Annotated in this window: 18 protein-coding genes and 1 tRNA gene; 8 read left to right on the top strand and 11 right to left on the bottom strand. The window is 67.4% G+C overall.

What is annotated here, in order from left to right; translation table 11 throughout:
* The first annotated feature begins 35 nt into the window (after nt 1–35).
* Complete coding sequence (locus AU197_RS22565) at nt 36–431, top strand: globin (protein WP_064405672.1); 396 nt, start codon at nt 36–38, stop codon at nt 429–431.
* On the top strand, nt 431–1,996 hold the full coding sequence (locus tag AU197_RS22560; protein WP_064405671.1) for a glycoside hydrolase family 13 protein: 1,566 nt from the start codon (nt 431–433) through the stop codon (nt 1,994–1,996). The genes AU197_RS22565 and AU197_RS22560 overlap by 1 nt, the downstream gene beginning before the upstream one ends.
* Nucleotides 1,997–2,103: 107 nt before the next feature.
* On the opposite strand, the gene AU197_RS22555 is transcribed toward AU197_RS22560, so the two are convergent.
* The 6 genes from AU197_RS22555 to AU197_RS26915 form a co-directional block, all read right to left on the bottom strand.
* Nucleotides 2,104–2,763 carry a DUF8185 domain-containing protein gene (locus tag AU197_RS22555; RefSeq protein WP_502687903.1) on the bottom strand — a complete coding sequence of 220 codons (660 nt, stop codon included), beginning with the start codon at nt 2,761–2,763 and terminating at the stop codon, nt 2,104–2,106.
* Nucleotides 2,760–3,203, bottom strand: a complete 444-nt coding sequence (locus AU197_RS22550) for an acyl-CoA thioesterase (RefSeq protein WP_064405669.1) — start codon at nt 3,201–3,203, stop codon at nt 2,760–2,762. The genes AU197_RS22555 and AU197_RS22550 overlap by 4 nt, the downstream gene beginning before the upstream one ends.
* Entirely contained in the window at nt 3,200–8,092 is a 4,893-nt protein-coding gene (locus AU197_RS22545; RefSeq protein WP_064405667.1) for an NAD-glutamate dehydrogenase, read from the bottom strand. The genes AU197_RS22550 and AU197_RS22545 overlap by 4 nt, the downstream gene beginning before the upstream one ends.
* Before the next feature lie 135 nt (nt 8,093–8,227).
* On the bottom strand, nt 8,228–9,901 hold the full coding sequence (ettA, locus tag AU197_RS22540) for an energy-dependent translational throttle protein EttA (RefSeq protein WP_064405665.1): 1,674 nt from the start codon (nt 9,899–9,901) through the stop codon (nt 8,228–8,230).
* Between the two features lie 123 nt (nt 9,902–10,024).
* Entirely contained in the window at nt 10,025–10,483 is a 459-nt protein-coding gene (ssb, locus tag AU197_RS22535; RefSeq protein WP_064405663.1) for a single-stranded DNA-binding protein, read from the bottom strand.
* A 243-nt stretch (nt 10,484–10,726) separates the two neighbouring features.
* The gene (locus AU197_RS26915; protein WP_502687902.1) at nt 10,727–11,215 is read right to left on the bottom strand and encodes a putative endonuclease domain-containing protein; all 489 of its coding nucleotides are present in this window, start codon (nt 11,213–11,215) and stop codon (nt 10,727–10,729) included.
* A gap of 62 nt (nt 11,216–11,277) precedes the next feature.
* Here AU197_RS26915 and AU197_RS26910 point away from each other — a divergent pair, with 62 nt between their 5' ends.
* The gene (locus tag AU197_RS26910) at nt 11,278–11,415 is read left to right on the top strand and encodes a hypothetical protein (RefSeq protein WP_502687901.1); all 138 of its coding nucleotides are present in this window, start codon (nt 11,278–11,280) and stop codon (nt 11,413–11,415) included.
* Between the two features lie 225 nt (nt 11,416–11,640).
* Here AU197_RS26910 and AU197_RS22525 read toward each other — a convergent pair whose 3' ends face one another.
* Genes AU197_RS22525 through AU197_RS22510 form a run of 4 tightly spaced genes read right to left on the bottom strand, consistent with a single transcriptional unit; the run spans nt 11,641 to nt 19,166 of the window.
* Nucleotides 11,641–13,644, bottom strand: coding sequence for a bifunctional copper resistance protein CopD/cytochrome c oxidase assembly protein (locus tag AU197_RS22525; RefSeq protein WP_064405661.1), 2,004 nt, complete (start codon nt 13,642–13,644; stop codon nt 11,641–11,643).
* A 46-nt stretch (nt 13,645–13,690) separates the two neighbouring features.
* A complete protein-coding gene (locus tag AU197_RS22520; protein WP_064405660.1) occupies nt 13,691–16,033 on the bottom strand; it encodes a glycerol-3-phosphate 1-O-acyltransferase in 2,343 nt (780 codons plus the stop codon).
* Nucleotides 16,030–17,685 (bottom strand): HAD-IB family hydrolase/lysophospholipid acyltransferase family protein, encoded by a 1,656-nt coding sequence (locus tag AU197_RS22515; RefSeq protein WP_064405658.1) that lies wholly within the window; start codon nt 17,683–17,685, stop codon nt 16,030–16,032. Before AU197_RS22515 ends, AU197_RS22520 begins: the two co-directional genes overlap by 4 nt.
* Complete coding sequence (locus tag AU197_RS22510) at nt 17,682–19,166, bottom strand: wax ester/triacylglycerol synthase family O-acyltransferase (RefSeq protein WP_064405656.1); 1,485 nt, start codon at nt 19,164–19,166, stop codon at nt 17,682–17,684. Before AU197_RS22510 ends, AU197_RS22515 begins: the two co-directional genes overlap by 4 nt.
* Before the next feature lie 119 nt (nt 19,167–19,285).
* On the opposite strand from AU197_RS22510, the gene AU197_RS22505 reads away from it, so the two are divergent.
* From AU197_RS22505 to AU197_RS22485, 5 genes are all read left to right on the top strand, one after another.
* Nucleotides 19,286–19,359, top strand: a tRNA-Arg gene (locus AU197_RS22505).
* 38 nt (nt 19,360–19,397) lie between these two features.
* Nucleotides 19,398–20,150 (top strand): acyl-[acyl-carrier-protein] thioesterase, encoded by a 753-nt coding sequence (locus AU197_RS22500; RefSeq protein WP_064405654.1) that lies wholly within the window; start codon nt 19,398–19,400, stop codon nt 20,148–20,150.
* 182 nt (nt 20,151–20,332) lie between these two features.
* Nucleotides 20,333–21,652 carry a PE-PPE domain-containing protein gene (locus AU197_RS22495; protein ID WP_231745164.1) on the top strand — a complete coding sequence of 440 codons (1,320 nt, stop codon included), beginning with the start codon at nt 20,333–20,335 and terminating at the stop codon, nt 21,650–21,652.
* Between the two features lie 104 nt (nt 21,653–21,756).
* A complete protein-coding gene (locus tag AU197_RS22490; protein ID WP_064405947.1) occupies nt 21,757–22,089 on the top strand; it encodes a hypothetical protein in 333 nt (110 codons plus the stop codon).
* A 30-nt stretch (nt 22,090–22,119) separates the two neighbouring features.
* Complete coding sequence (locus AU197_RS22485; RefSeq protein WP_064405651.1) at nt 22,120–22,872, top strand: enoyl-CoA hydratase; 753 nt, start codon at nt 22,120–22,122, stop codon at nt 22,870–22,872.
* Nucleotide 22,873: 1 nt separating this feature from the next.
* On the opposite strand, the gene AU197_RS22480 is transcribed toward AU197_RS22485, so the two are convergent.
* Nucleotides 22,874–23,254 (bottom strand): YchJ family protein, encoded by a 381-nt coding sequence (locus tag AU197_RS22480; protein WP_064405649.1) that lies wholly within the window; start codon nt 23,252–23,254, stop codon nt 22,874–22,876.
* Nucleotides 23,255–23,258 lie beyond the last annotated feature (4 nt).

Below are 23,258 nucleotides of genomic sequence, written 5' to 3'. Positions count from 1 at the left end.
ACCTGGCCAATCCAGCAACAAGGAACAATGGTGGCGTGACACAGCCACAGAGGTCGTTCTACGACGAAGTCGGTGGCCACGAGACGTTCCGCGCGATCGTGGCGCGGTTCTACGAGTTGGTCCGCGAGGACGAGATCCTGCGTCCGCTCTACCCCGAGGAGGACCTCGGACCGGCCGAGGTGCGGCTGCGGATGTTCCTCGAGCAGTACTGGGGCGGGCCACGCACGTACTCCGACCAGCGTGGGCATCCGCGGTTGAGGATGCGCCACGTCCCGTTTCGGATCGGCTACATCGAGCGCGACGCGTGGCTGCGGTGCATGCACACCGCGGTCGCGGAGATCGACTCGGACACCCTCGACGACGAGCACCGCAAAGAGCTGCTGGCCTACCTGGAGATGGCCGCGCATTCCATGGTGAACGCGCCGTTCTGATGACGAGTCCGTGGTGGTCTGACGCGCTGTTCTACCAGGTCTACCCGCGCTCGTTCCGCGACAGCGACGGGGACGGTGTCGGCGACCTCGACGGGGTGACCGCGGGATTGGACTACCTCGAGGCGCTCGGCGTCGACGCGATCTGGCTCAACCCGGTGATGGTCTCGCCGATGGCCGACAACGGCTACGACGTGGCCGATCCGCGCGACGTCGACCCGCTGTTCGGCGGAATGGCGGCGTTGGACCGGCTCGTCGCCGCCGCGCACGACCGGGGCCTGAAGGTGACGATGGATTTGGTGCCCAACCACACCAGCTCCGCGCATCCGTGGTTTCACGCGGCCCTGGCGGCAAGCCCGGGCAGCCGGGAGCGCGGGCGCTACATTTTCCGCGACGGCAGCGGGCCCGACGGGTCGAAGCCCCCGAACAACTGGGTGTCGATCTTCGGTGGGCCGGCGTGGACTCGGGTGACCGAAGCCGACGGCAGCCCCGGCCAGTGGTACCTGCACCTGTTCGACGCCGAGCAGCCCGACCTCAACTGGGAGAACGCCGAGGTGTTCGACGACCTCGAACAGACGCTGCGATTCTGGCTCGACCGCGGCGTCGACGGCTTCCGCATCGATGTCGCGCACGGGATGGCCAAGCCGCCCGGGCTTCCCGACATGAGGGTCGTGCGACGGGAGATGCTGCTGGCGGAGATGGACGACGATCCCCGGTTCAACAACGACGGCGTGCACGAGATTCACCGCAGGATCCGCCGGGTGTTCGACGACTATCCCGAATCTGTTGCGATCGGCGAGGTCTGGGTCTACGACAACGAACAGTTCGCCCGCTATGTGCGCCCCGACGAACTGCACCTGGGCTTCAACTTCCGGCTTCTGCGTGCGACGTTCGACGCCGCCGACATCCGTCATGCGATCGAGAACTCGATGGCCGCAGCCGAATTGGTGGGCGCCGTCCCGACGTGGACGCTGGCCAACCACGACGTCGACCGCGTACCCACCCGCTACGGTGGCGGTGCCGTGGGCTTGGCCCGCGCCAAGGCGATGGCTCTGGTCATGCTGGCACTTCCGGGACCGGTGTTCGTCTACAACGGCGAGGAACTGGGCCTGCCGAACGTCGATCTCCCCGACGAGGCACTGCGCGACCCGGTGTGGGAGCGCTCCGGGCACACCCGGCGCGGGCGCGACGGCAGCCGGATTCCGATGCCGTGGGCGGGCGATGCTCCTCCGTTCGGGTTTTCCGACAACAGGCAGACGTGGTTGCCGATCCCGCCGGAATGGGCGGAGCTGACCGTTGAGAAGCAGATGGCAGATCCGGACTCGACGCTGGCATTCTTTCGTCGGGCGTTCGGATTGCGTTCACAGCGTGCCGAATTCAGCGGGGCGACGGTCGAGTGGCTGGACTCTCCCGCCGACAGTCTCGTGTTTCACCGCACCGGCGGGTTGGTGTGCGTGCTGAACGCGGGCCCGCTGCCGATACCGCTGCCGGAGGGTCAGGTCCTGCTGGCCAGCGCCTCGGTGTCCGACGGCGCCCTGCCTCCCGACAGCGCCGCCTGGCTGGTGTAGCCCTGCAGCCCTGCCGTGAGCGACCGAGTTTGTACAAAATTCTGCGGCGTGTTGCGCACAGACACGGTCACTCGCGCAGCTTCACGTGGGCCCACGCGGGAAGAAAGTCAGCGCAGGACGACGGCTGGGTCGCCGCGGCGGCGATACACCGAACCGAACCGCGCGTCGATACGCAGCCACGTCGGCGTCACCCGCACCCGCACGATCTCGTCGGCGCCCACCGCCGACCCCGATTGAGGCAGGAAACCCATTGCCGTCAGCGCGAATACACACCGCATCGGGATGCCGACGCTGTCGTCACCCGAACTGACCGCGACGACCTCTTGATCCAGCAGCGACACCGGTGGACCGTGACTGCTGGAGTGCTCCTTGGCCAGCTCCCCGCCGCGCTGGGCCAGGTCGAGCACGACGCGGGCCGGCACGTCGTCGAGGTGGACGAACCCGGAGTCCGGCGGAAGCGCTCCGCGCCAGGCCGAATCGAGCGCGAAGCCGGGCTCGACGAAGCCGGTCGAGTCCACGGTCTCCAGACCCGCGGCCAGTGTGTCGGCGCCCGCGGAGAGATCCGGTGGATTGACCCGGCCCTCGACCACCCGGCTGGCCAAGACATCGAATCCTGTTGCGACCCAGGCGGCCAGCACGCCCTCAGACCGTTGACGCAATCTGATGACGGCGGCTTCGTCGAGACGCAAAGCCCGCTCGACGAACGTCGCGAGGTCTCCGCGATGCGGTAGGTCGGCCAGCCAGAGGCCGCGCTCGGATCCCGTCATCGTGTCCAGCGCTGCAGGTACTCTTTTTGCTGCGGCGAAAGCCGGTGCAACCGCTGCTCTTTGATGTGCACGGCGGCCAACTGGGTGTCCGCGATCACCGCCGGCTTCGAGTCCGGCGGCGCCGCCACCGATCGCACCTCGTAGCCGACGGTGAAATCCACCGAACGCACGCGCTTGGACCACATGGTCACCTGCAGCGGCGAGTCGATCAGCCGCAGCTGCGCCTTGTACGAGATGTTGACCTCGGCGATGAGCAGCCCGATGGTCTCGATCTCCGGGCCGAACGGTTCACGCAGGAACGGAATCCGGGCTTCTTCGAGGATCGTCACCATGGTGGCGTGGTTGATGTGCTGGTACATGTCGATGTCCGACCACCGCACATGAACCGGCGCGACGAACCCTGGCCCGTTCGTGTTGCCCGCGCGATCAGCGCTCGTCATCGAGAAGTCCCCGTTCCACTGGTCCGTGTCATGCTGCGAATTTGACGCGCCGCCACCGACAGCGTCGCGAGGTCGTGCTGACCGCTTTCATGAATCTCGTCGAGCGTGCGACGGGCGCGGTCCACCCTCGAACCGTTGGTGGTCTCCCATTCGGCGATCTTCTCCTCGCCCGTCTCGTCGGGCTCGCCCACCGCCAGCACGTCCAGGCACAGAGCCCGCAGCGACCCGTAGATGTCGTCGCGAATCGCCAGTCGCGCCAACGAATGCCAGCGGTCGTCGCGCTCGAGCCGCGACACCGCGGTGAGCAGGGTGTCGGTGTTGAGGTAGTTCATCAGGGCGAAGTACGTGTCGGCCACCTCGTCGGGTTCGCGCTCGACGATGTCGCCGATGTCGATGATGTCGAGAAGGCTGAACTGGTAGAGCCCCGTGGCTACCTCGTACGCCAGGTCCTTGGGTATCCCGCGCGACGCCAGCTCGTCGGCCTCCTTGGCCACGATCGCTTCGTCGTCGCCGCGCAGCCACTCGGACATCCGTGGTGTCAGCGCCGCCACCTTGGCCGCGAACCGGTTGGTCTCGGCGCCCACGGCCAGCGGCTGGGGGCGGTAGTTGAGCAGCCAGCGTCCGGCCCGGTCGACCAGCCGTCGCAGATCCAGCGTCATCCGGTCGGTCACCGCAACCGAGACGCCGTTGTCCCCCGCCGCCCGGATCTGCCGCCAGATGTCGTTGATCCGGAAGATCGCGTTGGCCGCGGCGTAACTGCGCACGGCGTCGACCGGGCCCACCCCGGCATCCTCGCTGATGCGGTACGCGTAGGTGATCCCGCTGGTGTCGACGAGATCGTTGACCAGCATGGTGGTGACGATCTCACGGCGCAGCTCGTGCGACCGGATCTCCGCGGCGAACGGCTCACGCAGCTTCTCGGGGAAGTACGACGGCAGCCGGGAGGCGAACGCCTCCTGATCGGGCAGGTCGCTGGCCAGCACGTCCGATTTCAGCGCGAGTTTGACGTGAGCCATCAGCGTCGCCAGTTCCGGTGAAGTCAAACCGATTCCAGCGTCGGTGCGGCGGTGGATCTCCTTCTCCGAGGGCAACGCCTCGAGCTCGCGGTTGAGCCCGCGGTCGGCGACGAAGGCCTTGATCATGCGCGCGTGCACCGGCAGCAGGCTCGCCGCGTTGGCGCGGCTGGTCCCCATCAGATCGTTCTGGTCCTCGTTGTCCCGCAGCACCAACCGGCCGACCTCGTCGGTCATCGACAGCAGCAGTTCGGTGCGGTCTTCGGGGCTGACCTTGCCCGCGGTGACCAGCGAGTCGATCAAGATCTTGATGTTGACCTCGTGGTCGGAGCAATCGACGCCGGCCGAGTTGTCCAGCGCGTCGGTGTTGATGCGGCCGCCCGCAAGATCGAACTCGATACGTCCCAGTGCGGTCACACCGAGGTTACCGCCCTCCCCGACCACCTTGACGCGCAACTGGTTTCCGTTCACCCGCACCGGGTCGTTCGCGCGGTCGCCGACGTCGGCGTCGGATTCTGATTCGGCTTTGATGTACGTGCCGATGCCACCGTTGAACAGCAAGTCGGCGGGCGCCTTCAGGATCGCCTTGATCAGGTTGGGCGGGGTCAACTCGTCGACCTGGTCGTCGATGCCCAGCGCGGCGCGGGCCTGCGGGCTGATCTGAATCGACTTGTGCTCCCTGCTGTAGACGCCGCCGCCCTCGCTGATCAACGAGGAGTCGTAGTCCTCCCAACTCGACCGGGGCAGCTCGAACAGGCGCTTGCGCTCCTCCCATGAGGACGCCGCGTCGGGATCGGGATCGATGAAGATGTGCCGGTGGTCGAAGGCGGCCAACAGGCGAATGTGCTTGGACAGCAACATGCCGTTGCCGAACACGTCACCGCTCATGTCGCCGACGCCGACGACGGTGAAGTCCTCGGACTGCGTGTCGACACCCATCTCGCGGAAGTGCCGCTTGACCGACTCCCACGCCCCTTTGGCGGTGATGCCCATGGCCTTGTGGTCGTATCCCACCGAACCGCCCGAGGCGAACGCGTCGCCGAGCCAGAAGCCGTAGGACTTGGCGACCTCGTTGGCGATGTCGGAGAACGTCGCGGTGCCCTTGTCGGCGGCGACGACGAGATAGGCGTCGTCCCCGTCGCGACGCACCACGTCCGGGGGCGCGGTGACCTTGCCGGAACCCTTGTCGACGTTGTCGGTCACATCGAGCAGGCCGGCGATGAACAGCCTGTAGCACGCCACGCCCTCGGCGCGCTGGGCTTCGCGGTCGTCGGCAGCGTCTCCGGTCGGTGTCGGCGGCTGCTTGACGACGAAACCGCCCTTGGCGCCCACGGGCACGATCACCGCGTTCTTGACGGCCTGCGCCTTGACCAACCCGAGGATCTCGGTACGGAAGTCCTCGCGACGATCCGACCAGCGCAGGCCTCCGCGCGCCACATATCCGAACCGCAGGTGCACACCCTCGACGCGCGGCGAATACACGAAGATCTCGAACTTCGGTCGCGGCAGCGGCAATTCGTCGATCAGACCGGGATCGAGCTTGAACGACAGCACGTCCTGCCGGCGAGCCGACTCCTGCCGCCGGACGAAGTAGTTGGTGCGCAGGGTGGCCTGGATCATCGACGCGAAGGCCCGCAGCACGCGGTCGGTGTCCAGGCTGACCAGCGCGTCGATGTCGGCGGTCACCGCGGCCGCCGCCGACTGGGCGTCCCGTCGTTTCGGCGCGTCGTCCTGCTCGCCCTCGAACGGACAGAACAACGCCTCGAACAGTTCGACCAGCGAGCGCGCGGTCTTGGCGTGGTCGTTGACGACGGTCTCGATGTGCGACTGGCTGTACGGAAAACCCGCCTGCCGTAGATATTTCGCATAACTGCGCAGGACCGAGACCTGCTGCCAGTTCAGCCCGGCCCGCATCACCAGCTCGTTGAATCGGTCGGTCTCGGCGCGGCCCTGCCAGATCGCGGTCAGCGCATCGGCGAACCGTGTGGCGGTCTCGGTTCGTTCGGATTCGGACTCGATGCGTGGAATCGACTCGTGCGGTGAGATTTTGAACTGGTAGATCCACACCGCGAGCCCGTCGGGCCGTTCGACGGTGAACGGTCGCTCTTCGAGAACCACGACACCCATCGATTGCAGCATCGGGAGCAGGTCGCTCAGCGACGCCGAGTGCCCGCCCAGGTACAAGGTGAGCTGCGCGGTGCCTTCCTCGAGGTCGGTGAGCACCGGTTGGATCGAATCATCCTGCAGTTCTTCGATGACCGCGATGTCGCCGATGGCGTCGAGCGGTTCGACCGCCTGCTTGTAGGCCTCGGGGAAGGCGGCCGAATAGTGCTGGGCCGTACGCTGATCGATCGAACCCGTCTTCACCGCGCCGATCAACCGGTCGCCCCAGGTGCGCGCCGCTTCGGTCAGCAGATCCTGGATGCGCGACTCGTTGGCCGGGGACGTGTCGATGTCACGTGCGTGGGTACCGCCGGGCATGCGCACCGCGAAATGAACCACAGCCCAGGGTGACTCACTCACCCGGGCGGTGTACTCGATGCTGACCCCGCCGAGCTCGCGCACGAGGATGTCCTGCATCTCCAACCGGACATCGGTGGTGTAACGGTCGCGCGGCAGATACACCAGGCACGAGACGAAGTGCGCCAGTGAATCGGCGCGCATGAACAGCAGCGTGCGCCTGCGAGACCCGAGGTCGACGACGGCCTTCACCATGTCGAGCACGTCCTGCGCCGACAGCGCGAACAGTTCGGGGCGCGGGATGGTCTGGATGATGTCGAGCAGCAGTTGCCCCGGGTGACTCGGGTCGTTACGGGACAGCGACAGCGCCTCGTTCACCCTGCGTGAGATCAGCGGGATCTCAAGCACATTGGCGTTCATGGCCGCCACCGTGAACAAGCCGACGAAGCGGTGTTCGATGGCGGTCGGTCCGTGCTGTTCGCGGACCACCACGATGTGGGGGTAAGCACCGTAACGCAGGTAGCTCGGAATGGTGGCCTGCGCCAGCACGAGAAGGTCGTCGTCATCGGTCAGCGGCGGCAGCACGTCATGACGCAGGCGAAGCGCCCCCAGCCGGCTGGCGGGATCGACCGACGAGCCGCCGTCCTGTATCGAACATCGCTGGTAGCCCAGCAGCACGAAATGTCCGTCGGCCAGCCACCGCAACAGCGCGGCGACGTCCTCGCGGTCGGGTCCGCGGAACCTGCCTGCGGTGTCGGTGGCCAAGTCGTGGGCCAACCTGCGCATCGTCGACGAGAGCTCGTCGGCATCGAGGGCGACGTGACGCGCATCGGCGAGCACGCTCGGCAGCATCTGCGCCACCTGGGCCAGTGCCTTGGGATCGACGGTCGCCGCGAGCTGGACGTGAATCCAGGCCTCGAACACCCCGTCACGGGACCCGCCGGCTTCGGCGGCGGGCGCAACTCCCAGCAGTTCGCCCGCGCGCGCACGGTGCACGTGAAAGACGGGGTTCATGATCGCGGTGTAGGCGACGCCGAATCGGTGCAGCAGCACCGTGACCGAGTCCATGACCATCGCGGTGTTGTCGGTGACTATCTGCAGCGCAGGACCGAACCCGGCGGGGTCGTCGGCGCGGTACACCTCGACGCGCGTATCGCCGTAGGGGCGGAAGCGGCCGAGCCGGTGATGCGCGGTGATGAGTTCGGGCGTGACGATCTGATTCGCCGTCGCCGTCACCGGCATGGTGACCGTGGCGTCAGCGGTGGGGGCGTCGGCGTGCGGACCTCGATAGGTCTCCAGATAGGCGCGTGCCAGACGCGCCACGGTCTGGTCGTCGAGTCCAGGAGAGCCGTTGGTTCCGGTGACGCCGACCCCGGCGCCCGCTGATCTCCCGACGTCTCCCGGATTCACCGACATGCGACGCTCCTGAACTGTAGGCGCGGACCTCCGTCGTTGGATGTCACCACCAGCCCCGATGAGCAAAGCGGCTCCGCGGTCCGCAGAAGACGACCCTAGTAGCCCGGCAGCGGGGTTTGCGGCTACCCCGCCGGATCAGTCGCGCGTGAGCTTGCGGTGCGTCACGCGGTGCGGGCGGGCGGCCTCGGCGCCGAGCCGTTCGACCTTGTTCTCCTCGTAGGCGCCGAAGTTGCCCTCGAACCAGAACCACTTGGCCTCGTTGTCCTCGTCGCCCTCCCACGCCAGGATGTGGGTACAGGTGCGATCGAGGAACCAGCGATCGTGGGAGATCACGACCGCGCAGCCGGGGAAGCTCTCGAGCGCGTTCTCCAGCGACGACAGCGTCTCGACGTCCAGGTCGTTGGTCGGCTCGTCGAGCAGGATCAGGTTGCCGCCCTCCTTGAGCGTCAACGCCAGGTTGAGCCGGTTGCGTTCACCGCCGGACAACACACCGGCCGGCTTCTGTTGATCCGGGCCCTTGAAGCCGAACGCGGAGACGTAGGCCCGCGACGGGATCTCGTTCTGGCCGACCTCGATGTAGTCCAACCCGTCGGAGACGACCTCCCACACCGTCTTTTTCGGATCGATGCCCGCGCGGGACTGGTCGACGTAGCTCAGCTTGACCGTTTCGCCGACCTTCACCGTGCCGCTGTCGGGCTGCTCGAGGCCCACGATGGTCTTGAACAGCGTGGTCTTACCGACGCCGTTGGGGCCGATGACCCCGACGATGCCGTTGCGCGGCAGCGTGAACGACAGATCCTTGATCAGGGTGCGCCCGCCGAAGCCCTTGTCGAGGTGCTCGACCTCCACGACGACGTTGCCCAGCCGCGGCGGCGTCGGGATCTGGATCTCCTCGAAGTCGAGCTTGCGCGTCTTCTCCGCCTCGGCGGCCATCTCCTCGTAGCGCTGCAGACGGGCCTTGCTCTTGGCTTGCCGCGCCTTGGCGCCCGAGCGGACCCAGGCGAGCTCGTCCTGCAGACGCTTCTGCAGTTTGGCGTCCTTGCGGCCCTGCACAGCGACGCGCTCGGCCTTCTTCTCCAGATACGTCGAGTAGTTACCCTCGTACGGATACGCGCGTCCGCGGTCGAGCTCGAGTATCCACTCAGCGACGTTGTCCAGGAAGTACCGGTCGTGGGTGACCGCCAGGATCGCGCCCTTGTACTCGGCGAGGTGTTGTTCGAGCCATTGGACACTCTCGGCGTCCAGGTGGTTGGTGGGCTCGTCGAGGAGCAGCAGGTCGGGCTTGGACAGCAGCAGCTTGCACAACGCGACCCGGCGACGCTCGCCACCGGACAGATGGGTGACCGGCTCGTCGGGTGGCGGGCAGCGCAGCGCGTCCATCGCCTGCTCGAGCTGGGAGTCGATGTCCCACGCGTCGGCGGCGTCGAGCTCTTCCTGCAGCCGACCCATCTCCTCCATCAGCTCATCGGAGTAGTCGGTGGCCATCAGCTCGGCGACCTCGTTGTAGCGGTTCAGCTTCTCCTTGATCGCCACGCCCTCTTCGACGTTCTCGCGGACCGTCTTCTCCTCGTTGAGCGGGGGTTCCTGCTGCAGGATGCCCACGGTCGCCCCGGGCTGCAGGAACGCGTCGCCGTTGTTGGGCTGGTCCAGCCCGGCCATGATCCGCAAGACGCTCGACTTGCCGGCCCCGTTGGGGCCGACGACGCCGATCTTCGCGCCCGGAAGGAAGTTCAGGCTGACGTCGTCGAGGATGACCTTGTCGCCGTGCGCCTTGCGGACCTTCCGCATCGAATAGATGAATTCGGCCATGCCGTGGGATGCCTTTCAAAAGTTGCGAGTCTCTCGGGTGATGCTCGCGAACCATCGTAGGCGTGGCCTCGCCGGCGCAGCCGAGTGAGCTACTCGAGGTCCTGCGCCGGCGGCGTGCTCGCGCTACGCGGTCAGGGGCAGCGCCGTCTCGGGCTGCTCCGTGTCGTCGTCATCACCGGAGTCTTCGGGTGGGTTTTCCGGGTCGGTGAACCGCTGCTCGGTCTGCTGACGTCCGCGGTCGATGCGCGCCGAGCACCGGGCCAGATCCGGTCCGACCGAGGTGGCGCGCACTTCGACCGACGAGCGTCGGTTGCCGTCACGATCGTCGTACTCACTGGTGTAGACGTGTCCGACGACGATGACGGGGTCGCCCTTGACCAGCGCCGCGCTGGCCCCGGCGACCACCCTCCCCCAGCAGTTCACCGTGACGAACAACGAGTTTCCCGGCTCCCATGTTCCTTCGGCCGTTCGGCGGCGCGAGTTGCTCGCGACCCGGAACCGGACCATCTCCTGATCGCCGACCCGTCGATGGATCGGGTCGGTGACGATGTTGCCGACGATGGTGAACGGTGTCTCGAACATGGCGATTCCTCCAACTTGTTTCTGTGCGTTTCTTGCCGAGCGCCCCATGGCGTGTCGGTGACACCGCTATTGAGCGCCGCGGTGCCGACACCGGGACGCAGGATGGTCGGTCGCCGCGCGGCCCTGTGCACGAATCGGGCCTTGTGGATGGCGCCCTCGGTTGTTCGTCGAGCCCGACGTTTTGGCTGGTCTGCCCGCCTGCGATCGACCATTGCGTCGGTCTCGAGCGAGCGCCCGCGGAACCTACGGCCGCCAGCCCCGCGACAGCAGGGCGGTTCGCGCCTGCTCGACGATGTCCTCCGCCCGGTCTTCCTTGATGACGTGGATGACGTGCCAGTCGAGCCGCTGCAGCTCGCGGTTGACCCGAACGTCGAGGACATATTGTCGACGGTTGGTGAGGTGTTGTTCGCCGTCGTATTCCGCGCCGACTTTGAAGTCCTCCCAGCACATGTCGATACGCCGGACATAGCGGCCCCACTCGTCTTTCACGACGAATTGCGTCGTGGTCGGCCGAGGTAGCCCGGCATCGACGAACAGCAGTCGCCGCAGACCACGCACACCGCGATGGCACTTCGCTAATAGCACGACGTCCTGAAGCGCGAACGGGCGCGCATTCATCAACGCGTCCAGGCGTGCGACCGCCTCGTCGCGCGGGCGGTGGCGGGCAAGGTCGAACGCGGTCCGGGCCGAGGTGGTGACGCGGATGCCTGCCACCGTGGTGACCTCGCCCATCCTCCAGTGTCTCGTCGCGGACGACCAATCCGTGCTGGCGTCGGATCGCTGCGATCACTTCGATGGGAACGTCATCATCGATCCACTTCGCCCCGTACATCGAGGATGCGGCCACCCCGGCGATCACTGCAGACGGCGACGCGAGGGATATTCCGGCGATCCTTTCGCGCAGCGAGGCCTGGTGGCCGCGCGGGACGTAGATGCCCCGGTACAGCGGCCGATACTGACTGCGCAGGCGGGCTCGGGTGAGGTGGCCCTCGGCCACGGCGTCACGACCGACGAACGGGATCTCCACACAGATTGGACGCCCGCGGCCACCGGTCTCGCTCCGCAATCCCCGAAACCGACGCAATGGTCGATCCGCCGGCCGGGAACCAGCCAAAGCGTCGGCCTCGGCGGCCCGGAAGTCGTGCGGAACCCGACGTTTACTCGGCGCGAGCGTCGCGGCGGGCGAGTTCGGCGAGCATCGCGTTGTAAGCGGCAAGCTCCGCGTCGTGGTCGCGGTCGGCGGCCCGGTCGATCCGTTTGGCCGTGCGCTGGTCGCTGCGCGTCCACTGGATCAGCAGCGCGAGCATCACCACGACGAGCGGGACTTCGCCGGCCGCCCAGGCGATCCCGCCGCCGGTGCGCTGATCGGCGAGCAGATCGGTGTGCCAGCTCAACTGCAGCGACCGGTAGAAGGGTTCGCCAAGCACGGTTTTGGTGCCCATCAGCACCACTCCGAAGAACGCGTGTAGGGGCAGCGATGCGAACACCATCGCGACCTTGCCCAGGTGTGGGATCTGGCGCGGCGCCGGGTCGATACCGATCGTCACCCAGTAGAAGAGGTATCCGCTCAGCAGGAAGTGCACGTTCATCAGCACGTGTGCGCCGTGCTTGTCGACCGCCGCGTCGAACAGCCCGCCGAAGTACAAACCGTAGAAACCGGCGACGAAGATGACCGTCGCGATGATCGGCTGTGTCAGGAACCGCGACACCCGCGAGTGCAACGCGGCCAGCAGCCACTCCCTCGGTCCCGGCGGATCGCCGCGGCCCGCGGTCGGCAGCGCCCGCAGGGCCAGCGTCATCGGCGCGCCGAGCACCAGCAGGATCGGCACCAGCATCGACAGCATCATGTGCGCGAGCATGTGCATCGAGAACATCGCCGGCATGTAGCGGCCCAGCCCCGACGACGTCGCGATCAGCAGGGCCGCGCAGCCGCACAGCCACCCCAGCGTCCGGCCCACCGGCCACGCGTCGCCCCGACGGCGAAGCCGGCGCACACCGAGCAGGTAAACCACCGCGAAGACGATCGCAGCGGTGCCGAAGATCAGGTCGAAGCGCCAGTCGAGCAGGATCCGTTCGACGGTGGGCGGGCCGGCGAGGTCGTATCCGATCGCCACCTCGACGGGGCTGGGCTGTTCGGTCAGCGGCGGTGGAGGTGTGCGCCCGAGCCCGACCGCGATGCCGAATGTCGCCCCGAACAGCAGCGCCTCGAGCAGCGCCAGCCGGATCAACGGGCGCCGCGCCGAAGGGTCGTCCTGCAATGCGGTCACCGCGGAGCGGCGCTGCCACCAACCGATCACCGCAAGCAGGACTAACGCGCAGACCTTGGCGACGATCAACCAGCCGTACTCGGTGCGCACCAGGTCGGCCGGTTCGACGCGCACGAGCGCGTTGATCACCCCGCTGACGGCCATGACGACGAAGCACCACAACGCCAGCGCCGAGAACCGCCGCGCGGCCAGATCGGCGTGCTTGCCGCGCCGCAACGCGTGCACAAGTAAGGCCAGCAGCCCACCGGCCCACAGCGCTCCGGCGACGAGGTGGAACAGCAGGCTGTTGGTGGCCATGTCGTGGGCGCCGCCGGTCGACGAATGCCCCGCCAGCCCGAGTGGGATAAGCGTCGTCAGGGCCCCGGCGAGCAGTATCGGCGTCCAGGACCAGCGCAGCACCGGAAGACTGGCCACCGTGACGGCCGCGGCCAGGAACGCCGTCCACCGCCACGCGCTCGCCATGTCGACGAGGTCGGCCGCCGACCAGACGGTCACCGGGTCGAGGGTCTGGCTCAACGGCTGACCGGAGACGTCGGACACCGTCAGCGGAACCATCAGCGCCGCGCACACCGTCCACGCCGCCGACGCGCCCGTGCCCAGGCGCAGCGCGCGGTAGCCGCCGGCGTCGAGTACGCCGTTGGATTGGGGCGGGGTCAGGAACGCGGCGAACAGGAAGGACCCGACGGCGATCACCGCGGCGATCTCGCCGGCGGCCCGCACGAACGGCAGGCCGTAGGTCGTTATCGGGCCGGGATCCGGCAGCCCCGTCGCGCTCAGCGCGTCGGCCAGCGACAGCGCTCCGATGCCCGCGGCCACCGTCCCCGCCAGCACCGCCACCCCGATGAGCACCGGCCACACCGCGCTGGTGCGCACGCCCGATGCCGTCGTCGTCATCCCACCAGCGTATGGCGGGGCTGGGCCTCGCAGAAAATTGGCGAACTCAGGAGGCTTGGCGCGCCGCACGCCGCGCGATCTCGCGCGCGATGAACCGTTCCCGGGCGATCTGCTCGACCTTGTCCATGTCACGCAGGATGGCCCGCAGCTCGTCGCGGAACGCGATACGTCGCTCGACCAGATCGGGCGCCGGTTCCAGCAGATCCTGGTCGGCCGCCACCTGGCGCGCCGTCGAGAACAGCAGCGCCGAAACCGCTTCGTTGCTGCGCACCCGGCTCTGCGCGACGTACTGGTTGCCCAGCCCGAGTGCCTTTTTCGTCAGCTCCTTCTCGTCGATCTCGGCCGGGGCGTCGAGCAGCGCATCGGCGACGATCTCGTACGCCTCGAAGAACGGTCGCAGCATGGCGCCGGCCAACAGCGGCGACTTGGTCCGCAGTAGTTCCTCGACCCGCTGCTCGCCGGCCGTGACCTGTTCTTCCCAGCCGCTCTGCCAGGACAGTTCCTCGGCGACATGCTCACGGAACGCCGCCGAATCGGCGAAGTAGAAGTCGAACTTCAGCAGATCGCGCAGCCGCATCACCTGCGACCAGAACGCCTCGAGCCGGTCGGACTCGGCGCGGCCGGCGTGTACCAGCGCCAACTCGACCAACGAGGTCTCGAGGAACGCGTCGATCAGCGTGTTGCGATAGAAGGCCGCTTCGTGTTCGTCCTCGGGAGCGATCCGCCAGACGGGTTCGCGCCCACCCTCGACGCAGGTGACCGGGTGCCGGTTGGACAGCGCGTCGAGAGCGGCCCGCACACCTTCGGTGGTGCGCAACCGCAACGCGCTGTTGGTCATCGGGGTCTGCTTGCGCTCGAGGTAGTCCAGCGAGGGCTGCAGCGTGTGATGAATCTGGCTCAGTGTCAACGCGATTCCACGCGTGGTGAGCAAAAGGGCCGATACCAGCGCCGTGGCGTTGACCGGTGTGGCCCGCAGGATCCGCCACGACACTTCGAAGGCCATCTTCTGCAGGGCCAGCCGTTTGGCGTTCTCATCGGTGGTCATCGGCCCGTGCGGCGCGCCGAGGTACTCACGCATGGAGACGGCCTCGGGAAAGCGGACGTAGATCTTGCCGTAGTTGCGTTCACCTTGGGCCTTGATGAAGTTGTACATCCACGACAGGCTTTCGGGCGTCTTTTCGCCGCCGCGCGCGTAGGCCGCGTATTCGGAGGTCTCGTGCAACTGGTCGAAGCTGATCGACACGGGCTGCAGCAGGATGTCCTCGCTGCGGCCGTCCAGGTAGGCATCGGCGACGTAGGCGAGCAGGCCGAGCTTGGGCGGCAACATCTTTCCGGTCCGCGACCGGGTGCCCTCGATCGACCAGCTGAGGTTGAATCGCTTCTCCACGATGTAGCCGACGAACTGACGCAGCACATACTTGTAGAGCGGATCGTCGAGCTTGCGACGCAAGAAGATCACGCCCGAATGCCGCATCAACGGCCCCATGAAGCCGAACGAGAGGTTGATGCCCGCGAAGGTGTGCACCGGCGGTAACCGATTCTCCTGCATGGCCACCGGCACGATGACGCCGTCGAGGTACGACCGGTGCGAGAACAACAGCACGGCCGGATGGTTCTCCAGGTTGCGGCGCATCAACTCGACTTCGACGCGGTCGTAGTCGATGTTGGGATCGAAGCCCCGGCTGAAGATCGCCCGCCCCAACGACGGGATCAGATCGACCGAGAACCGACTCCACCCGGTGGACAGCTCGTCGAGCATCTCCCCCGCGGTCTCCAGGTCCGCGCCCGGAATCTTCTCCAGCCCTTCGCGAAACCGCGCCGACGCCATCAACTCCGGTTTGATCAACCGCGGCGACTTGTACTCCGGGCCAAGCAGGCGCAGCTCGACCCGTTCGATCGCCAGGATCGCGCGGCGGATCACGAAACGCGCGAACTCCCGCGGGTTTTCGGCGACGGTGGTATCGGCCCACTGCTGGCGCAGTTCGGAGACCTTCGCGGGTTCACCGGCGACGACACGGGCCCGCGAAGGGTCGCGGCGCAGGATCCGGCGCTGCAAAATCTCTGGGGGACGGTAGGTGTCGCGGCCAGAGATCAGGGCCACCACCTTGGACCGGGTGGGCAGCCCGCCGGGCACCCAGAAGACCCGCACCGGCACCACGGAGCGGTCTTCTCCGGCTTCGAGTTCGGACACGAGCGAAGCCAGCACACCGGCGGGCGGGTCGTCGTACGGCAATAGGAGCACGTCGATCTTGGCGTCGGGGTGCTCGCGCCGTTGCCGCTCGAGCCAGTCGTCGAGCAGATCACGTTCGGCCGCAGAGGAAGCCGACGCCAACACCAGCGCGTCGCCGGCGGGCGTGAACGGGGTGTATAGGTCGACGGACGGCTTCACGGACGACCCTTCCCCGCGGATTTCGGCGCCGACTTCTTGGTGGCGGGCGCCTTGCCCACCGACTTCGTCGCGGATTTGGCTGCGGATTTGGTCGCTTTCTTGGTCGCCTTCTTCGCCGCCGATTTCTTCGCGGGCTCGCCCGTCGAACCGATGTTGCGGTCGTAGAGCTCGGGAAGAGACGACTCGTCGTGCGGCCAGTCCGCCAAGGTGTCGAGGTAGAGCTGGCGCACCTCGGCGATGCGCTCGCCGAGATTGTCGTGCGTCCAGTCGTCGACCGGAATCGGCGGATAGACCACAACGTCGACCGTGCCCGGATTGAAGGTGCTCGAGTCGCGCGCCGCAATCACCTCGGCATTGCGAATCACGATGGGCACCAACGGAATACCAGCTGACATCGCGATCCGGAACGGCCCCTTCTTGAAGGGTCCGACCTCGGTCGTGTCCAACCGGGTGCCCTCCGGCGCGATCAGGATCGACAGCCCCTTGCGCGCGAGTTCCTCGACCTTCTTCAGACCCTCGACCGCTTTCTGCGGATCCTCGCGATCGATGAACGCGGCGTCCATGATCTTGCCGAGGGTGCCGACGATCGGATCCTTCTCCAACTCCTTCTTGCCCACCGATGTGAAGTTGGTGTCCACCAAGTGGCCGGCGATCAACGGGTCGGCCTGGTTGCGGTGGTTGAACAGAAACACCGCGGGACGCTTCTTGGTCAGGTTCTCCCTGCCCAACACGTTGATGTTGATGCCGAGGGTGCTCATCAACGCCCGGCCGAAGGCCGCGGTGAAGAAGTTGACACCGTTGCGCTTGCTGCGGGTCAACAGCCCCAGGCCCAGCGCGCCGGCGGCGATGGGTCCCATGGTGGCGATCCCCGCCGCCGTGCGCAGTTGCGAAACCGGGCTCGCGCCACTGCGACTGGAAAAACGCAGCACCGGCCAGCCCCGCTTCGCGGCCACTGCGGCGAGCTTGCCTCCCGGATTTGTCGGGCGGGGATTGCCCACCAGATACATCAGCGCGACGTCCTCGTCGCCGTCGGCGTAAAAGTAGCTCTTCGACAGGTCGACCCCGTGTTCTGCGGAGAACTTCTGCACAGCCCTGGCCTTGCCCGGCCCCCAGATGATCGGGCGCGTCACCTCTCCGGTGAGCAATCCGTGCTCGTCGATCTCGAACTTGTTGCTCAACACGTTCGAGATGCCGAGGAATCGCGCGACGGGTTCGACCTGCACCGTCAGCGCCGATGAGCTGAGGACGACGGTGTGACCGCGGGCCATGTGCGCGCGGACCAACTCGCGCATCTCGGGATAGATCCGGCCGACGATCTTCTGGACGAACAACCGCTCGGCGAGTTCGTCGACGTCTTCGAGCGAATTGCCGCGCAGCATGCGCGCACCCTTGCCGATCAGATCCTCGAACTCCGACCGACCGAGTTGGTGGTTGAGGCCGGCCTGCACCATACCGATGAACTCACCCATCGACATCTGACGACGACGGAATCGGTCCTGTGTCATCACGACACCGGTGAAGCCGGCGACCAGGGTGCCGTCGAGATCGAAGAACGCACCGACTTCGGGCCCCTCCGGGCTGGCCAGAATCTCGGCGACCGAGCCCGGCAGGCGCATCGTGCGCTGCGAGGTCTGCCCGTTAGGCGAAGTCATTGCGCTGCACTCCCATTCGACGACGAGACAGTGGATGGGGCGCTGTCGACGGTGAACGAGGCGGGTTCGGCCCGACCGTCGCCGCCGAGGGCGAGGACCTCGTCGAAACCCGACAGCAGGCAGCGGGCCCACAACTCCTGATCGGTGATCGCCGCACGGTCGTAGCGGGTGGTGATCGTGCAGTACCCCGAGCGCGAGATCAGCACCACCATCATCGCCACACCTGGAAGTGGGCCAAGTCCGTACTGGCGCAGGACTTTTGCGCCCGCGATGTAGGTGTCGCCCGCGTACACCGGGACATTGCTGGCCTGGACGTCGGAGTTCACGATCGAGCCGGCCATCGACTCCAGGGCCGTGTCGGGGAGCAGTCCGACCAGCGGTGCGATGGCGCTGACCATGTCGATCGCGCGTTCCTCACGCTTGGTGGTCATCTGCGAGCGGATGTTGCGGATACGGATCTCGGGGTCCGTCAGGCCGATCGGCGCGGCCAAATTGACACCCGCGAACCGGTTTCCGCCTGCGGGGTCCGCATCGGAACGAAGGTTGACCGGAACCGCCATCGGCAACGTGTCGACCGGTACGCCCTTGGCTTCGTGGTAGAGCCGCAGCGCGCCGCACAAACCGGCCAGATACGCGTCGTTGATCGACCCGCCCGCCGCCTTGGCGGCCCGGTGCAGGGCGCCGAACTCGATGTCGATGGCTTCGCTGCGCGACGACAGGCTGCGCCGACGAAGCACGGGCGACGGATCGGCGACCGGACCGATCACCCGCGCACCCGACACCGCGTACCCGACAGCGCTGCCGAGGCGCGAGACCGGGTCGCGGATCACCTCGCCGGCGACGTGCGCGGCGCCGAACAGTGCGCCGCGCACCCGGCCCGCGATGGTGCCGGGCAGCCGGACGAGCCCCTGCCGCATCAGGTCGTTGGGCGACAGGTCCTGCGGGATGGGAAGCGGCGGGAGGGGTTGGGGTGCCGGGTCGCGCTCGAGGTCATAGAGATTGGCGAACATCTCGACCCCACCGACGCCGTCGGTGACCGCATGACTCAGGTGCACGACCATCGCGGCGCGGTCGTCGGCCAGTCCCTCCACGAGCGTTGCCGTCCACAGCGGCCGGGAGATGTCGAGCGGCGATTGCGCGGCGACCTCGGCGAGGTCGAGCACCTGACGGAACGTGCCGGGTTGCGGGGCACGCACCCGCCGGAGGTGAAAGTCGAGGTTGAAGTCGGGGTCCACCACCCACCGGGGCGCCACGGTCGGCAGCGTCGGCATCACGACCTTCTGCCGCAGCCGCAACACCTTGCGCGAGGCGGCGTCGAACTTGGCGCGGAACGTATCCCAGTCCGGTGCGCAGTCCAGGAGTTCGACGGTCATGATGCCCGAGCGGGTCCGCGGATTGGCCTCGCCCCGGTGCAGGATCTGGTCGAGTGGGCTGAGTTCCTCAGGGAGTCCCGCCGCATCGAGTTCCGGCACGTCGCTCATGGGCCGTCGCGTCCTCCTGCTCGTGATCGTGTGGCCACCACGCTAGTCGGCGGTACGAGGGTGCGAGGCGGCTTTAATCCGTGAGCTCGCACGCCCAGGCGATAGACTCTCGTGACGTTGCCTCCGTAGCTCAGTTGGATAGAGCAAGAGCCTTCTAATCTCTAGGTCGCAGGTTCGATTCCTGCCGGGGGCGCTCATCGCGGATTTTTGTCTCGGCCGATACTTGACCCGATGCCAACCAACGATGTCGAGCACCGGCTCAGCCCGCTGCCGGACACCGGATACGTATATCGCACAGCCTGGCGGGTCGCCACGGGTGACATCGACGGCGACCTGCACCTGCGCCTCGACGGCGTTGCGCGCTACATCCAGGAGGTCGGGGCCGAGAACCTCGTCGACGCCGGCGAGGCCGACGACCACCCCCATTGGCTCGTCCAACGCACGGTCATCGACGTCATCGAGCCGATCGAGTTCCCCAACGAGATCTCGTTCAGCCGCTGGTGCTCCGCGTTGTCGACCCGGTGGTGCACGATGCGCGTCGACCTGGTCGGCAGCGACGGCGGCCGCATCGAGACCGAGGGTTTCTGGATCGCCATCAACAGCAAGACCCTTACGCCGCAGCGCGCCTCGGACTCCCTGATCGCCCGGTTCGCAACCACCACCAACGAACTCCGGCTCAAATGGCGGCCCTGGTTGACCAATCTCGAGGACGCCGACGAGGACCTCGCGTTCCCGCTACGTCGCACCGACATCGACATCTTCGAGCACGTCACCAACACCGCCTACTGGCACGCCATCCACGAGGTGATGGCGCACGTCCCCGACGTCTGCCGCGCCCCCTACCGCGCGGTGGTCGAATATCGCAGGCCGATCCGCTACGGCGAGGGCGTGACCATCCGCTGGGCGCGTCGGGGCGACGCCGTCCAGATCGCGCTGACCGTCGACGACGACGTTCGCGCGGCCGCTCTGATCGCCAAGCTGTAGCCCTTCGCGTACTATCGGCCCACACAGCGCTCGTGTTTGCTGCGCATCGGGTGGGAGGACCTCGGATGGTCAATTCGGGCAAAAGATGGACACGACTAGCGACGGGGGTGGCGGCCGTAGGCGTCGCGAGCAGTGTCGTCGGGCTGGCAGCCACCCAGCCGGCGTCCATTTCGGCGTCTCTCGTGGATCTGACTGCGCTCATCGTTGTCGGCAGCTCGACCAATCCGACCGGCGCGGGCGTCGCCGATTTCTTCGAGGGGAAGTTCACCGATCCGGTCTACACGGGGGTCGACGGGAAAGACATCGTCTACGTCGACTTCCGCACCGGTCCCGCCGGTATCGAACAGGCCCTGCGCGACAATGCCGGCGAACAGAACGCGGTGCTGGCTTCCGGCTGGGGCGCGGCGAACGCCAGTTTGCTGCTACTGCGCAACCGGTCGGATCTGAAGGACACCGTCTTCATCCTCGACAACGACGTCGCACGCCCGGACGGCGGCTTCGGCACCCGGTATCCGTGGTTCGCGTTGATCGGGGTGAACCCGATCCCCACCCCGAGTGACGTCCCAGCCCTGCGCGTCGTCAACACCGGCTATGAGTACGACTACAACTCCAACGCCCCCGCCGACGTGCTGAACCCGGTGGCCGCGGTCAACTCGCTGGTCGGCTACCTCTACACGCGGCTGAACCAATCCGAGCGCGTGCTCCCCGTCGACGCCGAGGGCAACCCGACCGTCGAGTGCGACGCCAACACCTGCGCGATCCTCGTGAGCGGCGCCGTCCTCGACTGCCCCGACGCGCAGTGCAGTGCTCCCCCCGAAGACAGGATCACGGCCTACGTCACCACTCGGGACAACACCACCTACGTCACGTACACCGCCGAAGAGCTTCCGCTGACCCGGCTGATCCGCGACGTCTTCGGCGATCAATTGGCCGAGCTCACCGGGCCGGTGCTGAAGCTGGCCGTCGACTCGGCCTACTACGGCGGCAATCCGATCCCCCGGGATCCGAGCGCTTACCGCCCGGCCCGGCTGGCTCCCCCGCCCGACGAGGTGTTGGCCACCGCGGTGAAGGTTCCCGGTGCGATCCTGCAGGGTCTGTCGGCGGCCGCCTCGCCCCGGCCGACGGTGCAACCGGAGATGACGGCGGAGCAGGACGCAACGGTGGACGCGGGGCCGGCCGTCGCACCGGAGATGACGCAGCGGCAGACCGAGACCACACGGCTGGCCACGGCAGAGCCGCCTCGACGGCCCGGCGCAGGCGATCCGGAGACCGCGCAGAAGCGCCGCCCGCAGCTCAACGTGCTACGCGACAGCGTGAGAGCCCTGCCGGGCCGGCTTCGCGACAGCTTCGGCCCGAAACGCGATCAGCGCCAAAACGATTCCGTCGTCAGGGTCGACACGACGCAACCCGGTTCGGCAAGCGATGCCGAAAACGACCCCACCGGCGGCGGCACGGGTGCGCCCGGCGAGGGCGGGGGTACGGGGGCCGACGCCGCCGCTTGACCGTCACCCGTCAGGCGATATCTCCCTGGCCGGGGCGACGGGTCGATAGACTCGGCGACGTGAACCCAAGGCGCGGCATGCCCGCCGTCGTGTCCGTCGGCGTGATGGCCCTCGCGCTCGCATCACCCGCACACGCCGGCCCGCCGAGCTACGGCAGCAACGGCGTCTTCAACGTGACCACGAATCCGCGGCCGGGCTGGACCACCGCGTCGATCGAGCCCGGGCGGTACCGAGTGGACCAGGCGCCGAGCATGTTTCCGTATCAGAGCGCACCGGGCTTCTGGTATCGCTGCCACAACTTCCCGTGCAGCCCCAGCTACCCCGGCAATCTGATCGCCTCGGGTGGCGCGATCCGCGACGTACCCACGTTCGTCGACATCCTGCCCAGCGATGTCGCGGTGGCGCTGCACAACGTCACGCTCACCGTCGCTCACTGACGTCCGCGCACGGGTCACTAGGCTGAGCCGGTGACTGATCCGGTACTGATCCATGTCGAGGACCGCGTCGCCGTCCTCACCGTCAACGACCCGGAGCGCCGCAACGCGGTCACGTTCGAGATGTCCGCCGCGCTGCGCGAAGCCGTGGACGCGGCCGAGGCCAACCCGGACGTGCACGCCGTCATCGTCACCGGGGCGGGCAAGGCGTTCTGCGCGGGCGCGGATCTGAGTGCGCTGGGTTCGGCGACCGAAGACGGGCTGCGCAAGATCTACGACGGTTTCCTCGCCGTCGCCAACTGCGCACTGCCCACCATCGCGGCGGTGAACGGCGCTGCCGTCGGTGCCGGGTTGAACCTGGCTCTGGCCGCCGACGTGCGCATCGCCGGGCCGGCGGCCCTGTTCGACCCCCGCTTCCAGAAGTTGGGCATCCATCCCGGCGGAGGGGCGACCTGGATGCTGCAGCGAGCGATCGGCCCGCAGGCCGCCCGCGCGTCCCTGCTGTTCGGCATGCGATTCGACGCCGAAGCCGCGGTCCGGTACGGCTTGGCACTGCAGGTCGCCGACGACGCCGTGGCGGCGGCGAAAGAGCTGGCCCAGGGACCGGCGGGCGCGCCGCGCGAGGTGGTGCTCGCGACCAAGGCGTCGATGCGGGCGACGGCCAACCCCGGCGTCGTCGACGTCGACCAGCACCGCATCGCGGTCGACACCGAACTCGGCCCGCAGGCCACCTCGATCCTGTCTCCGGAGTTCCAGCAGCGCCTGGCGGCAGCACAACGCAAGTGAGCTAGACAGCCTCGACGTAGAACCAGCGGCCCGCACGGCGCTCGAACCGGCTGCGTTCGTGCATCGTTCCCGGCTGACCCCGGTGGATGTAGCGGGCCGTGAACTCGACCTCACCGTGGTCGTCGGTTTCGCTGCCGCAGACCACGTCGTTGATCTCGAGCCCGGTCCACGTCATCTCGCGATCGACCGTGACATCGGGTGGCCGCGTCCGTGGGTGCCAGGTCGAAAAGAGGTAGTCCTCAACACCTTTGACGAACGCGCTGTACCGCGAACGCATCAACTCCGCGGCCGTCGCCGCGACGCGTGCACCGTCGTGCAGCGGTTCGCAGCATGCGGAATACACCCCACCGCTGCCGCACGGACAGTTGTCACTTTGCGCCATGGCC

Origin of the sequence: Mycobacterium sp. IS-1590 (assembly GCF_001500025.1) — a bacterium.
Lineage (GTDB): Bacteria > Actinomycetota > Actinomycetes > Mycobacteriales > Mycobacteriaceae > Mycobacterium.
Note: the sequence above shows the minus strand (reverse complement) of the source record. Positions and strands in the feature narration are given on the sequence as shown.